Below are 13,812 nucleotides of genomic sequence, written 5' to 3' on the forward strand. Positions count from 1 at the left end.
CTCAAGGCCGAAATCACCTCGCTTGCAAAGTTCTGGGAGATGTAGATGTCCCCCGCGGTCACGGCCCTCGCGGCAGCGACAATCTCGTCCGTCCTGCAGGACTTGGACACGCACCCTCGTGCTCCCGCCCAGCGCGAAGGAGTGGGCATTCGATCTTCCGGCTCGGCTTCGAACCCTATGTTGATCAGAAATCCACAAGAGGCAGCAGCTGGGCTTTCAGTTTTCCTCCCCTGATCCGCTCGATAGTGGCTGCCATGCAGCCTTGCCAATTATCGAAGCAGCTATGATTAGCCGGGATCGCCTTGGCTCCGTCCCAAACTTGCCGCTCACCCAGGATCTTTAGGGTTGCGCCCTTCCAGCCTGACCAATGCTGCCGCCAGACCTCAACCGATTTCGGCGGTCGAATCGCCTCAGCAGCGGTGACGGCGCCTAGCCCCCGCTTTTGCGGATTGGCCATCAGATCCTTGCGATCCAGCTCAGGCCGCCACACAGCTTCAAGCCCAAGAATCGGCGTCTTGTGAGTGTTCTCCAAGGCGCGTGACACGAGATACAGGAGCGACTTGCCATATGGGCCGACCGAATCGCTCTGCTCGATCGGATCACTCAGAATGTCAATCGACACCTTGCCGGCTGGAACTGTCGTGCCAATGTGCCGGGCGTAGTAGATATTGGCAAAATCAACCGTGCATGCCGGAGCAAACAAGGACAAGGATCCGACCTTGATCCTGCGCGAGCGCAGCAAATCGAGAAGCGGCCCGATCATGATCGCTCCTGCGGAGTGCCCAACCAGATGAACCTCGAGATTGGGGTGCGCTTTGGCGAGTATCGCTAGCTGCTCGACAAGATACGCAGCGCCACCCTCTCGCTCGGTTGCTGCGACGGCATTCTGCTTCATTTGTTGCCAGATCGGTCGAGCCGCCGGGATGGCAAACGTCTCAAGCGCGCGATCACGAGCATCTTCGAAGAACCCCTGGGCCTGCTTTGACCGGGGATCAGGCGCAGTGCCGAAGATATCCTCGATCGTGTCCCCGATGATGTTTTTCAAGCTGTCGAGATAGCCGGACTGCCAGCAGACGAAGATCGGGTAGATTTCATTGCTCGTGAGGCAGGGGCCGAGGACCTTGGCACGGGCCAAGCTCGCGCGCAGGTCGTTGAGCCCGCCGTGCACGTAGAGCGCGATCTTGCCGCTTTTCCCCGCCGGGCCAGCCAGCCATTCGCCCGGCAAGGCGCGTCCCACCCGCTTGGCCGCGTCGGCGGCGTCTGCGGCATCAATCACGATTTGGGATGCAAGCCGACCATCATTCGCCAGTACCAGAGCGTGCTGCGACGTCTGCTCCAGACTCCAGTTGCTGTCGCTTGCCGTCGCCGCCACGGCGCCTGCGGTGATGCCGCCTGCCAGTCCCCGCTTCAGGTCAGGCGCGGTTGCCGGGATTGTTCGGCCCGCCGACAAAACGATTGCTGGAGCCTCGCCGCGAATGGGAGCGCTGAGGGTCGCAACCCATGCATCCATGCCGTTCGTGAGCCAATCGGGATAGGTGAGGCGCGCAAAGCCATGAAAGCCCCAGTCGGGCCCCCAGGAGTTCTGAATGATGAAGCCCTCGTCATCGTAGCCTACCAACGCGAAGGCATGACCACCGTTCGTTGCTCGTTCGGGAGACCACGCGATGGTGGGTACCCCACTCAGTTGTGGGGCAGTCTTGGTGCGCCTGCGCTGCGTCTTCTTAGCCTCCCCGGCGACCTGCCAGCCATCGTGAACGCAGGCGGATACGTAGATCGCGCCCACCTCGGCAATGGCGGCCTGAAGATCCGGGATGGCGTCGTGAATAATTCGATAATAAGCGCCAAGCGGCCTGGTTGCGGCGTCAGCAGCCCAGCCCAGCTTGGGCTGCACGAAGGCAACTTGGCCACGCCGCCGGTACGGCCAGAGGGCGTCCGAGCAGATGCCATGATGAAACCAGCCCTTCATCGCACCACGGCAGCTGGAGCCTTCATAATCCTCTCCGGGCCATTCATCGTAGATGCGCGCCAAGTGATAGGCCATTCGTGGGCTGACCACCCCGGGCAGTTGCGTGTCGCGTTCCTCTTGGCGGGACGCCTCGATCTCGCGACGAAACTGCACGTAGTTGATCAGCGCGGCAAGCCCAAAGCCGGTGCAGGCTCCCTCGGCCCCTTGATCGAGCACGAGCCCCGCTTCCTCATAGAGGGGGAGATAGGTCTCAATCCAACGTTTGGGCGGGTAGCTCGGAGGCAGAAAGGTCAGACGCGGTTGGAAAATCCGGTCGCGCATATCGGGCCGATCCTGACGGGCATCAAGCGTGCGGTCACCGAAAGCCCTAGTAGGCATGGTCTACCTCATGAGGTGCCAACGGCACTCAACACTGAACCGACTTACGTTTGAATTTACCCTTCGCCGGGCGAGCTGAGTGCCTTCGGCTCTCCCTTGCGTCCATCCTACGTTGCGCGCCTGCTTTCCACAGGCGTGTCGCGTGAACACGGCTCACAGAAGAGCTTAGCAGACCAGATCCGATAACGGCTATGGCAATAGAGAGCTACCAGATCGCATCAGGCGTCGGGATTTGTCTTCCAGTCGGCCACCCGAGTTGTCCGCGAAGGCAGGCACGTGGCTTCGGTATGCCGTCCCCGAGAGGGAGCTCAATAGGCGTCTTGAGTGCGATTGCTATGCGGGCAACGTCATCCCAGGGTTCCGTCGCAAAATCGGCTGTTACTTGTATGAGGTGGAAGCTGTTCTTACCGATGTCGATCCCCAAGGGTGGCAACCTGATGAAACGGAGCGGTAGGCATGGCTCAGATCCTCGTGCTGGGCGCCCCTGATGAAGGGTGTGCCGGTAAGAACGGCCGGTCCAGACCATTACAGCCGACGCAGTCATTCATGCCAATGAGTGCCGCTTAGGCACTCACCTCAAGGCCTCAGCCAACTCTTTGGCGTGGGCGATCAATATCGTTATGCTGCACTCAATTCTCGGGCCAAGCCGATAAATGCCTTCAGGGCTGCCGATGGATTGCGCCGTCCGGGGTAGTAGAGGCAGAGCCCACCAAAGGGTGGCGTCCAGTCTTCCAGCACGCGAATGAGGCGTCCGGCTTCGATGTCGGCACGCACGTTCTGTTCCATGAAGAATCCGAGCCCGAGACCTTCCAGAGCCGCAGTCCGCGCCAGGCTGGCTTCGTCCAAAGTGATCGGACCGTTCACGGCGATCAGGGCCGTCTGGCCGTCTTTCTCGAACTCCCACCGATAGAGGGTGCCGTTGGGCAGGCGGACACGAATGCAGGGGTGATGGAGGAGGTCAGGCGGCACCTGCGGTTTCCCATGCTTCTCGATATACGCCGGCGAACCGACGACGGCATATCGCTGTGGCCGCCCAAGCGAAACCGCGATCATGTCGTTGGGTACGAGATCGGCCCCCCGCACCCCGAGGTCGAAGCCTTCGGCGACAATGTCGACCAGTCGTCCTTCGGTGACGAGATCGACATGCACCTGCGGGTAGCGGCGCAGGAACTCCAGCACCAGCGGCGAGAGAATCTCGCGCGCCGCCAAGGCAAAGGCGTTGATGCGCAGCGTGCCTGACGGCGTGGCCTGCTGCGACCGCACGGCTTCCATGGCGCCGTGAATGTCCTGCAAGGCCGGGCCGACCTGTTCGATGAACAGGCGTCCGGCATCGGTGAGCGAGACGCTGCGCGTCGTCCGATTGAACAGGCGGACGCCGAGGCCCGCCTCGAGCTTGCCGACGGCATTGCTGAGCGCGGTCGTCGACATGCCCAGTTCGAGCGCCGCGGCACGGAACGAAGCCTTGCGCGCAATCGCCACCACCGCGTCGAGATCATTCAAGCCTGGTCGATACATTGTCCTGGATTTCGAAATGCCTCGTCCAGTTTTATCCCGCTTATCGAAACAAGTGTCCAGGTCTAAATCCAGGAGGACATCATCGTCGAACCGAAGGAGCCGCCGGATGAACCTACCTTTCCCGATTCAGACCTATTTCGATGCCGACAAGGGAGGTGACAGCGATGCGCTGATCCACGCCTTTACACCCGATGCGGTCGTTGAGGATGAGGGCCGGTTCCACGCTGGTCACCGGGCCATCAAGGCGTGGTGGCGTGACGTGAAGACGAGGTACCGGCATGTGATCGAGCCACTCGATGTGGCCGGGAGCGGCGATTTTGCGAAAGTTCGTGCCAGGGTGACCGGCCAATTCCCGGGCAGCCCTGCCATGCTCACCTTCGCGTTCCGACTCGAAGGTAGCCGGATCGCGGGCCTGGAGATCGGCGCATGACCGGGTTTCTCACACTCGAAGGCAAGCGCGCCCTCATCACCTCCGGCACGCGCGGTGCGGGCGCGGCCACCGTCGCGCTGTTTCGCGAGCTCGGCGCGCAGGTTCTGACGGCGGCGCGATCCCGGCCGGATACGCTCTCCGAGGCGATGTTCGTTGCCGCCGACCTCACGACCCCGGAGGGCTGCGCCACCCTCGCGGCCGCGGTGCGTGAGCGGTTGGGCGGGGTCGATATCGTGGTCCACATGCTGGGCGGCTCCTCCGCCCCGGCAGGCGGCTTCGCAGCGCTGCGCGACGCGGAATGGACAAACGAGCTCAATATTAACCTGATGGCAGCCGTCAGGCTTGATCGCGAACTCGTGCCTGCGATGGTCGAGCAGGGCCGCGGCGTCGTTATCCACGTCACGTCCATCCAACGAGAACTGCCATTGCCGGAGGCGACGACCGCATATGCGGCCGCGAAAGCTGCTCTCTCGACCTACAGCAAGAGTCTCTCAAAGGAGGTCTCGCCGAAGGGGGTGCGCGTGACGCGGGTCTCACCTGGATGGATTGAAACCGAGGCGTCGGTGCGGCTGGCCGAGCGGCTCGCACAGGATGCTGGCACCGATTACGAGGGCGGCAAACGCATCATCATGGATTCGCTCGGTGGAATCCCGATCGGTCGGCCCTCGACGCCGGAGGAAGTGGCTAACCTGATCGCCTTCCTCGCCTCCGATCGCGCCGCGACCATCACCGGTGCCGAATATGTCATCGACGGTGGCACCGTTCCCACCGCGTGAGGGGTGCAGCATGCTCTTTCATCAGACTATCGGCGGCAGGAGCGGTGGGTTAAATCGGGAGTTGTTGCGACTGCACTCCGCAATTCGTTCCAAGTGCGGCCATAGCCGAATTCGTACCGCAAGCGGTTGACAGCTAAAGCCGCAACAGCCTCCACGCATGGAAGGTCTCAAATCGGCACGAAGCAGACGAAAGCCGAAATTCCGTAGTCATAGAGTAAGCTGACCCTTATAAGGCCACGCCCAACGGCTCAGTTCGACCCCGAGCGGACATTCCCTGCATCCTGTGTGAACGCAGGCATCAAAGGTAAGCATCCCAAGGGTGCTATCGCTCAGGTCTCACGACCAAGCCTGAGAGCGATCGCCGCCACTCGCTTGGCGATGCCTGCGCCATCCGAGTGAAGACACGGGTGAAGTGACTCTGGTCGGCGAACCCGCATTGGTTCGCGACCTCCCCGAGGGGAAGCGTCGTGGTCCTGAGCAGACCCTGCGCAACCTCAATGCGCCGCTGCAAGAGCCACTTGTGCGGTGGCATGCCGGTCGTCATGCGGAAAGCACGGGCGAAATGACTTCGGGAGAGGCCGCACTCGCTGGCGAGCCGATCGAGAGCGATATTGCCGTCGATATGTGCCGCGAGGATTTCCTTGGCACGGCGCTCCTGCCAGGGCGCGAGTCCACCGCGCTTGAGCTGGATTGGGATCGGCGCGTTGCCGTACGTGCCTGCGAGGTGCGAGAGCAGGGCCAGCGCCACGTATTCCACGAACAGGGAGTTGGCTTGCTCAGGCCGCTCCAGCGCGGGTAGCAGGCATTCTCCCAGGGCCCGGACGCGTGCATCGTCGACGGGAACGCCGAGCGGCGTACTGATCGACTCGAACCGCGGCAGCCCGTGCTCGTCCGCAATCCCATCGAGGGCCTGGCGCGGCAGATACATCGCCACGCAGTCGATGGGATCGCGCAGGAACGAGGCGTGCCCGAGGTTCAGGTCAAGCAGCGTGAACTGTCCACCCCTGACCGGACTCATCGGCACCGGACGACCGTCCACCCAATACGGATTGGTCGGGATATCGCGGCGCTGCAAGCACACGAGATGCGCATCCTCCCGCGGGATCTGCGCCGCAACCCCTTCTCCCCTGTCGTCCCACTGGATACGGGTGGCCGCGAAGGTCGCCCTTTGGAGGACTTGCACCGTCAAGGCCGGAGGGTCGTCGACCCCAACGGACTTGCCCAAGCGCTGGCCATAGGATCCGGTCGCCATTTGCGAGCTCCATTCACATCACATGCCCGTGAGGGCTGATGCTGTGGGTCATGGGTGAGGGCCCAAAATCGAGCACTAACGTACAAAACGCAGCACTCCCGACACTGGCGAGCTCAATCAGGGTCGCGGAAGCTTAGCGCGCAGTTCACCAGGTGTCGACACAGCGTCGGCCAGGCACGGCCGCATCCCGACCAGGAGCCACCATGACCAAATCCAACCATGATGCCCCCTTGGGCAAGGGACGATCGTCGTCCGGAGACGAGGAGCCCCAGCGCGGACTTTCCCGCCGCTCGATCCTGCAAATGGCCGGAGGAGCGGCTTCCCTTGCCGCCGCCCCCGCGGCGGCCGCGCAGCCGGCTTCATCAGACGGTCCAGCAACCGCACCGACGACGCGCATCCGCCTGGTCGTCAACGGCAGCGCACGGGAGCTTGAGGTCGATCCCCGGCAATCGGTACTCGACGTCCTGCGTGAGACGCTCGACCTCACGGGCACGAAGAAAGGCTGCAACCAGGGTGCGTGCGGCGCCTGCACGGTGCTCATCAATGGGCGCCGCGTGACGTCGTGCCTGACGTTGGCCGTCATGCACGATGGTGCCGAGATCACCACGATCGAGGGACTGGCCCGGGGCGATGAGCTCCATCCGCTCCAGGCCGCCTTCATCGAGCACGATGGGTTCCAGTGCGGCTTCTGCACGCCAGGCCAGATCATGTCGGGCGTCGCCTGCATCGCCGAGGGACACGCCACCTCGCCCGAGCAGATCCAGTTCTGGATGAGCGGCAACATCTGCCGCTGCGCCGCCTATCCCGGGATCGTCGCGGCGGTTGCCGATGCAGCAGGGAGGACCTGACGATGCTGCCATTCAGTTTTGAGAAGGTGCGGACCGAGCAGGACGCGATCCGCGCGGCCGCGGCGGGCGCCCGCTACATTGCCGGCGGCACTACTCTCATCGACCTGATGCGTGACGAGGTCGAGCGTCCCGAGCGTCTGGTCGACATCAATGCCCTGCCGATGACCGACATCCGCGCGGATGGGGCCGATCTCGTGATCGGCGCACTCGCCCGCATGAGCGATGTCGCGGCCCATCCGGAGACGAAACGCCTCCAGCCCCTGATCGCCGAGTCCCTGATCGAGGGGGCCTCACCGCAACTGCGCAACATGGCCTCGATGGGCGGCAACCTGTTGCAGCGGGTGCGCTGCCCGTACTTCCGGATGCTGGACGCGGCCTGCAACAAGCGCGATCCCGGGTCGGGCTGTTCGGCCATCGACGGCCTCAATGCCGGGCACGCGATCCTCGGGACCAGCGATCACTGCGTTGCCACCCATCCGTCCGACGTTGCCGTCGCCCTGGTCGCGCTCGGTGCCGCGATGCGGGTGCGAGGGCCCAATGGCGAGCGCACCTTCCCGGTGGAGGAACTCTTCCGGCTTCCTGGAGACACGCCCCATCTCGAGCATACCCTGCGTCCCGGCGAGCTGATCGTCGAGATCCGGGTGCCGGGCGGTCCCTATGCGCGGCAGGCACGCTATCTCAAGGTCCGGGACCGTGCCTCCTACGAGTTCGCGCTCGTCTCGGCCGCCGTGGCCCTGGAACTGGAAGGTGGATCCATCCGGCAGGCCCGTGTTGCCGTCGGCGGAGTGGGAACGCGCCCCTGGCGCATGCGGGCAGTGGAGGAGGCACTCAGGGGTAAGCCAGTAGGCCGTGATGCCTTCGCGGAGGCCGCTCACCTCGCGCTGGAGGGAACGCGCCCGCTGTCGCACAACCACTACAAAGTCGAACTGCTGCCGCGGACCATTGTCCGCGCGCTCGAGATGGCGGGAGGGACGGCATGACCACTACCTTGATTGGAAAACCGGTCACCCGCGTTGACGGGCGGGCCAAAGTCACGGGCGCTGCACGCTATGCGGCCGACTTCAACCAGCACGCCCAGCATTATGCCGTGATCGTCAGTGCGACTGCCGGCCTCGGCCGGGTGACAGCGTTGGACGATGCACCAGTGCGGGCCATGCCGGGAGTCGTGGAGGTCATCAGTCACCGCAACGCCCTACGCCTGGCCTATGGGCCGCACAAGGCTTTCATCGACCCGGAGGTCGGGGAACGGCTGCATGTGCTCCAGGACGATCAGGTCCGGTTCTACGGCCAGCCCGTTGCGGTCGTCGTGGCTGACACGCTTGACCACGCTGAGCGTGCCGCCAACGCGCTGCGCATCAGCTATGCGGCCGAGCGGCCGGTCGTCGATCCGCGCGACCCGAAGGCGCTGGCGGTGGAACCATCCGGCTCCAGGGGCCATTCCCATGCGGCCCGCGGGGACGCGGATCGGGCGCTGGCGGATGCCCCCGTGAAGGTCGACGTGACCTATGACATGGCACGCGAGAACCACAACCCCATGGAGCCGCACGCGGTCGTCGCCGCCTGGGAGGGCGACAGGCTCACCCTGTGGAGCAAGAGCCAGTTCGTGGTGAACGAACAGGCCGAGATCGCAGCGATCTTCGGCCTGCCTGTCCAGAACGTGCAGGTGAACTGCCCCTTCATTGGCGGAGCCTTCGGAACGTCCCTGCGGACATGGCCGCACGTGACCATCGCGGCCATGGCGGCGCGGCAGGTCGGCCGGCCCGTCAAGCTCGTCCTGAGCCGAAGGCAGATGTTCTTCACCACCGGGCACCGCCCTCGCACCCTGCAACGCGTCGCCATCGGCGCGACCCGGGATGGCAGGATTACGGGCATCATCCACGAGGGCAACGGCGAGACGAGCCGCTACGAGGAGTTCACGGAAGCGTTGCTCTCCGCCACGAGCTACATGTACTCCTGCCCTAACGTGCGCACAAGCTATCGGCTGACCCCGCTCGACATCGGGACGCCGAACCATATGCGGGGGCCGGGTGAGTCAAGCGGGATGTTCGCCCTCGAATCCGCGCTCGACGAGCTCTCCTACGAGCTGGGCATCGACCCGATCGAGCTGCGCCGCCGCAATGAGCCGACGATGGACGAGGGCGAGAACAAGCCCTTCTCCAGCCGCTCCCTGGTGCAGTGCTACGAACGCGGCGCCGAGCGCTTCGGCTGGGCCCAGCGCACCCCGGCGCCCCGCTCCATGCGGGACGGCCGGCTGCTGGTGGGCCTGGGCGTTGCCTCCGCCACCTATCCGGTCTGGTACCTTCCCACGAGCGCGCGCGTCCGGCTGCATGCGGACGGCACTGCCGCGGTCGAGGTCGCCGCAAGCGACATGGGACCGGGCACCTACACCTCGATGACGCAGGTGGCGGCCGAGACGCTCGGCATCCCGGTCGAGCAGGTCCGCGTCAGCATCGGGCGCTCGGACTTCCCGCCTGCGCCCCCGCATGGCGGCTCCATGACGATGGCCTCGGTCGGCTCGGCGGTCCGCGCCGCCTGCCTCGCCGCACGGGACGAGGTCGCGCGGCGTGCGATCGCGGACCAGCGCTCACCCGTGTTCGGCGCGGCCCTGGAGGGCGTCGAGTGGATTGGCGGGAGCGTACGCCGGCTTGGGGACGCTTCCGCAGGGCAGCCCTATCGCGACATTCTCGCGGGCAGCGGGCAGCCGATTGAGGCGCATGCCTCAAATCACCGCGATCCCGCGGCCGCCCAGCGCTACTCCATGCATTCGTTCGGGGCCGTGTTCGCCGAGGTGGCGATCGATCCGGATGTCGGCACGATCCGGGTCCGGCGGGCCCTCGGCGCCTATGGGGCGGGCCGCATCGTCAATCCGCTCCTGGCCTCGAGCCAGTGCACCGGCGGCATGATCGGCGGCATCGGGATGGCCCTGATGGAGCAGACGGCCCTCGACGTGCGCGACGGACGCCCGGTCAATGCCCACATGGCCGATTACCTCATGCCGGTGAACCTCGACATCGGGCAGCTCGAGGCGCTGTTCGTCGACGAGGACGATCCGCATGTCAACGCGCTTGGGGTGAAGGGCCTCGGCGAGATCGCCCTCGTCGGCATGGCCCCTGCGATCGCCAATGCGATCCACCATGCAACGGGCAAGCGTGTGCGTCACCTGCCGATCCGCATCGAGGACGTCCTGACCGCTTGAGGCGAGACGGCCTCGGTGGGTGGTCGACGGACCTGGGGTACAGCCGGCCTGCTCATGGAATTAGGATGAACGATGTTGCAATGCACTCCTGCCATCCGGGGCGGTGACCAGCCAGACCGGTTCCCCGGACCTCTGGCGGCTTCCGACGCCTCGACCCCGCTCGATGTCCTGCGGTTCGTCGTGGAAGCTGGACAGCGCGGTCAGCAGATTGCCCTGGTGACGATCACCGGCCTGACCGGTTCGTCGTCCCGACTGATCGGGGCGCTGATGGGTGTGGCGGCGGACAGCGGTTTCGCCGGCTCGCTCTCGGGCGGCCGCATCGAGGCAGCGGTCGTTGCCGAGGCACGGGAAGCGATCTGGGAGAAGCGGGCCCGGCAGGTGCGCTACGGTGCCGGCTCACCTTACATCGACATCAAGCTCCCGTGAGTGCTCTCGGCACCACAAAAGGGCAGCACGGCCCGGTGCGGGTGAGGGCTCCGGACGAGGCCGTGCTGCTGAGCATGCCACCGCGGGTGGTCCCGTGTTCTGCCCCTACGGCCGAGGTTTCCGCCCAAGGTGCATGCTCGATCCGGGTTGTGGTGCGATCCCGCTTGGAATGTCGCGGACGCGCCGGTGGGAAGGATTGTCGACACCCCTCTTCCGAGAGGGCAGCTTCGTCCGCTGGCGACAGACAGACACGGCACAAGCGTCTGCTGGTTAGGCGGCCGTGTCACCGAAAGGGGAATGTGGGAGGACCTTCGGCAAGGGAGAACGGATCGTCCCAGGCTCTGAGGCCGTATGGCGGCTAGGCCGCCTTGCGGCAGGCCTCGCCGACCGTTTCCGAAATCTGTCGGCGCACGGCTGCGATGGCCTGATCGCGCGCCTCGGGTCCGAAAGCCAGCTTCTCTGCACGCAGGAAGGTCACGTCGGTGATGCCCATGAAGCCGAGAAGGTTGCGCAGATGCGGCTCCTGCGAGTCCATTACCTGCGCGGGTCCCTCGCTGTAGAGTCCGCCGCGGCTCTCGATGACAAGGGCGCTCTTGCCCTTGAGAAGGCCCTCGGGGCCGCTCTCGCTGTAGCTGAACGTGATCCCGGCGCGCAGCACGTAATCGAACCAGGCCTTCAGGGTCGACGGCATGCCGAAATTGTACATCGGCGCCCCGATGACGAGCGTATCGGCGGCCTTGAGCTCGGCAATCAGCCCGTCCGACAGGGTGCGGGCGACGGCCTGGGCCTCGTTGATGGGTTCTCCGCCGCGCAGCGCCGTGGCCGCGTCGGTGGTCAGGTGCGGAACGGGATCGCGTCCGAGGTCGCGGGCAATGACCCGCAGGGCGGGATCGTGCGAGCGCAGGCGGGCGACGGTTTCCTCGACGAGCCGGCTGGAGACGGAAGCCTCACCGAGCGCGCTGCTGGTGATGACGAGAGCTGTGGACATATGACAATCCCTCCAAAGGTTTCGGTCATTGCGGTGCGCCCGATTTAGTGGTTCACGACATGCGGCATAAGACGCATAATCCGCACCATGCTGTTGCATAGGGAGGAACACCGCTGTGAACGACCTGGACGACCTGAGGAGCTTCGTGGAGGTCGTCGACAGCGGCGGCCTCAACCGCGCCGCAGCCCGCCTGGGAGTCTCTAAGTCGATCGTCAGCCGGCGGATCACGCGCCTGGAGGCGGAACTCGGCACGCGACTGCTCACCCGGACCACGCGCGGCATCAGCCCGACGGAGGCCGGTGCCGAGTTCAAGGCACGGTGCGACAGGATCCTGAGCGAGATCGAGGAAGCGCGCGATTCCGTCGCGCAGCAGGGACGGTCGGTGCGCGGGCGCCTTCGCCTCTCTGCCCCGCTGGCGTTCGGTGTGAGGCACCTTGCGCCGGTCCTGGGGGATCTGGCGCGTCTCCATCCCGCCCTTGAGCTAGATGTTTCGTACACGGACCGAGTTGTGGACCTGCTCGGGGAGCGGTTCGACGCCGCGATCCGAATCGGCTCCCTCAGCGACTCCAGCCTCATCGTTCGCCGGATCGCGCCTGTCCATGCGGTGCTGGTCGCAAGTCCCGACTACCTGTCCCGCCGTGGGCGACCAGGCACGCCGCAGGACCTCACCGCACACGAATGCCTGATCTACACGGGCAGCCTCGTTCCGGAGTGGCAGTTCGAGTCGGGAAGGCGCCGGGTGTCGATCCGGCCCGAGGGCCGGCTGAGGTCGGACAGCGGGGAAGCCATTCTCCAATGGGCAATCGCAGGGCTCGGGATCGCTGACCTTCCATCGTTCCTGGTCTCCGACGCCATTGCGAGCGGCGCCCTCGAACCCCTCATGCCGGATCATCCAAGGCTCGAGTACGGCATCCACGTAGTTCGGCCGCCGGGCTCCCATGTCCCGGGCAAGGTCAGGGTCCTGATCGACACCCTTGTCGAGCGCTTCGGCGGCACGCCCGAATGGGACCGGTGCTTGACCGGAGTCAGTGGGCGGTAGTCCTTCGACGGGATTCGTCCTTCATGTGCCCGCACTACGAGCGAAGGCGTCGCCAGTCGCCGGGCGATGCGTGCATGTTCTTCGAGAACACGCGGGTGAAGTGGCTCTGGTCGGTGAAGCCGCAGCGGATTGCGATCTCCTTGAGGGACAGCTTCGGGTTCCGGAGCAGTTCCTGCGCAAGTTCGATGCGCCGCGCAAGGAGCCACTTGTGCGGCGGCAGTCCCGTCGCCGTCCGAAACGCCCGTGCGAAGTGGCTGCGGGAGAGGCCGCACTCCCGTGCAAGCTCGGCGAGGCCGACCTTTCCGTCGATGTGGGTCAGCAGGATGTCCTTGGCCCGGCGCTCCTGCCAGGGCGACAATCCTCCCCTGAATGGCCGCAGGACGGAAGGCTGCTCGCCGTAGAACCCGGTGAGATGTGCGAGCAGGGCCAGCGCGACATGGTCGACGAAGAGCTGGTTCGCGGTCTCGGGCCACTCGAAGGCCGGCACCAGGCACTCTCCCAGATTGCGGATTACATCGTCCTCGAATGCGATGCCGCGTGGGGACCGAAGCTGTCCGACGGGAGGGAGCCCATGCTCTTCCTGAAACCGACTCAACGCATCCCGCGAGGAGTAGATGGAGATGCAATCGACGGACCCATATTGCAGGGACGAGTGTTCTTCGTTGAGATCGAGCAGCAGGAACTGCCCGCTATTGATCGGCATCCGTTGCATGGGCCGGTCATCCACCCAATACGGGCCGGCCGGCAGATCGCGCCGCTGCAAACACACCAGATAGCCGTTGTTACGGTCGAGCCGAGTTGGATTGCCGGATCCGGTATCGCTCCAGAGCACCCGCATTGCAGAGAGTTCGGCAAGGGGCAGGGCGCGGGCAATGAGGGTGGGCGGCTGATCGAGCCCCGCGAACTTACCCAGGCCTCGTCCGGATACGTCAGCCACGTCCCGCTCCTCGGAAACGATTCGGCGACTGAATGGAAGCGCGACTATACAGCAAGATTAT

General features: G+C 65.0%; 12 protein-coding genes. 7 read left to right on the forward strand and 5 right to left on the reverse strand.

Annotation, left to right across the window (positions count from 1 at the left end):
- Positions 1 to 184: 184 nt before the first annotated feature.
- Together E4K09_RS17275 and E4K09_RS17280 are read right to left on the reverse strand one after the other, a co-directional pair.
- The gene (locus tag E4K09_RS17275; RefSeq protein WP_166802375.1) at positions 185 to 2,287 is read right to left on the reverse strand and encodes a C1 family peptidase; all 2,103 of its coding nucleotides are present in this window, start codon (positions 2,285 to 2,287) and stop codon (positions 185 to 187) included.
- Between the two features lie 675 nt (positions 2,288 to 2,962).
- A complete protein-coding gene (locus E4K09_RS17280; RefSeq protein WP_134499033.1) occupies positions 2,963 to 3,859 on the reverse strand; it encodes a LysR family transcriptional regulator in 897 nt (298 codons plus the stop codon).
- 106 nt (positions 3,860 to 3,965) lie between these two features.
- Between E4K09_RS17280 and E4K09_RS17285 the strand changes: the two genes are divergently transcribed.
- Both E4K09_RS17285 and E4K09_RS17290 read left to right on the forward strand, forming a co-directional pair.
- On the forward strand, positions 3,966 to 4,289 hold the full coding sequence (locus tag E4K09_RS17285) for a nuclear transport factor 2 family protein (RefSeq protein WP_134499034.1): 324 nt from the start codon (positions 3,966 to 3,968) through the stop codon (positions 4,287 to 4,289).
- A complete protein-coding gene (locus tag E4K09_RS17290) occupies positions 4,286 to 5,065 on the forward strand; it encodes an SDR family oxidoreductase (RefSeq protein WP_134499035.1) in 780 nt (259 codons plus the stop codon). The genes E4K09_RS17285 and E4K09_RS17290 overlap by 4 nt, the downstream gene beginning before the upstream one ends.
- Before the next feature lie 322 nt (positions 5,066 to 5,387).
- On the opposite strand, the gene E4K09_RS17295 is transcribed toward E4K09_RS17290, so the two are convergent.
- On the reverse strand, positions 5,388 to 6,317 hold the full coding sequence (locus E4K09_RS17295) for a helix-turn-helix transcriptional regulator (protein ID WP_134499036.1): 930 nt from the start codon (positions 6,315 to 6,317) through the stop codon (positions 5,388 to 5,390).
- 302 nt (positions 6,318 to 6,619) lie between these two features.
- On the opposite strand from E4K09_RS17295, the gene E4K09_RS17300 reads away from it, so the two are divergent.
- From E4K09_RS17300 to E4K09_RS17315, 4 genes are all read left to right on the forward strand, one after another.
- Positions 6,620 to 7,165 carry a (2Fe-2S)-binding protein gene (locus E4K09_RS17300; RefSeq protein ID WP_134499052.1) on the forward strand — a complete coding sequence of 182 codons (546 nt, stop codon included), beginning with the start codon at positions 6,620 to 6,622 and terminating at the stop codon, positions 7,163 to 7,165.
- A gap of 2 nt (positions 7,166 to 7,167) precedes the next feature.
- Positions 7,168 to 8,145 (forward strand): FAD binding domain-containing protein, encoded by a 978-nt coding sequence (locus E4K09_RS17305; protein WP_134499037.1) that lies wholly within the window; start codon positions 7,168 to 7,170, stop codon positions 8,143 to 8,145.
- Entirely contained in the window at positions 8,142 to 10,361 is a 2,220-nt protein-coding gene (locus E4K09_RS17310) for a xanthine dehydrogenase family protein molybdopterin-binding subunit (protein WP_134499038.1), read from the forward strand. Before E4K09_RS17305 ends, E4K09_RS17310 begins: the two co-directional genes overlap by 4 nt.
- 72 nt (positions 10,362 to 10,433) lie before the next feature.
- Positions 10,434 to 10,787 carry an XdhC family protein gene (locus E4K09_RS17315; protein ID WP_134499039.1) on the forward strand — a complete coding sequence of 118 codons (354 nt, stop codon included), beginning with the start codon at positions 10,434 to 10,436 and terminating at the stop codon, positions 10,785 to 10,787.
- A 358-nt stretch (positions 10,788 to 11,145) separates the two neighbouring features.
- On the opposite strand, the gene E4K09_RS17320 is transcribed toward E4K09_RS17315, so the two are convergent.
- Positions 11,146 to 11,775 (reverse strand): FMN-dependent NADH-azoreductase, encoded by a 630-nt coding sequence (locus E4K09_RS17320; protein WP_134499040.1) that lies wholly within the window; start codon positions 11,773 to 11,775, stop codon positions 11,146 to 11,148.
- Between the two features lie 115 nt (positions 11,776 to 11,890).
- Here E4K09_RS17320 and E4K09_RS17325 point away from each other — a divergent pair, with 115 nt between their 5' ends.
- Positions 11,891 to 12,814 carry a LysR family transcriptional regulator gene (locus E4K09_RS17325; protein ID WP_134499041.1) on the forward strand — a complete coding sequence of 308 codons (924 nt, stop codon included), beginning with the start codon at positions 11,891 to 11,893 and terminating at the stop codon, positions 12,812 to 12,814.
- A gap of 34 nt (positions 12,815 to 12,848) precedes the next feature.
- Here E4K09_RS17325 and E4K09_RS17330 read toward each other — a convergent pair whose 3' ends face one another.
- A complete protein-coding gene (locus tag E4K09_RS17330; protein ID WP_244610558.1) occupies positions 12,849 to 13,751 on the reverse strand; it encodes an AraC family transcriptional regulator in 903 nt (300 codons plus the stop codon).
- Between the last annotated feature and the right edge of the window lie 61 nt (positions 13,752 to 13,812).

The sequence above is a fragment of the Microvirga pakistanensis genome, assembly GCF_004458765.1.
GTDB classification, from domain to species: domain Bacteria; phylum Pseudomonadota; class Alphaproteobacteria; order Rhizobiales; family Beijerinckiaceae; genus Microvirga; species Microvirga pakistanensis.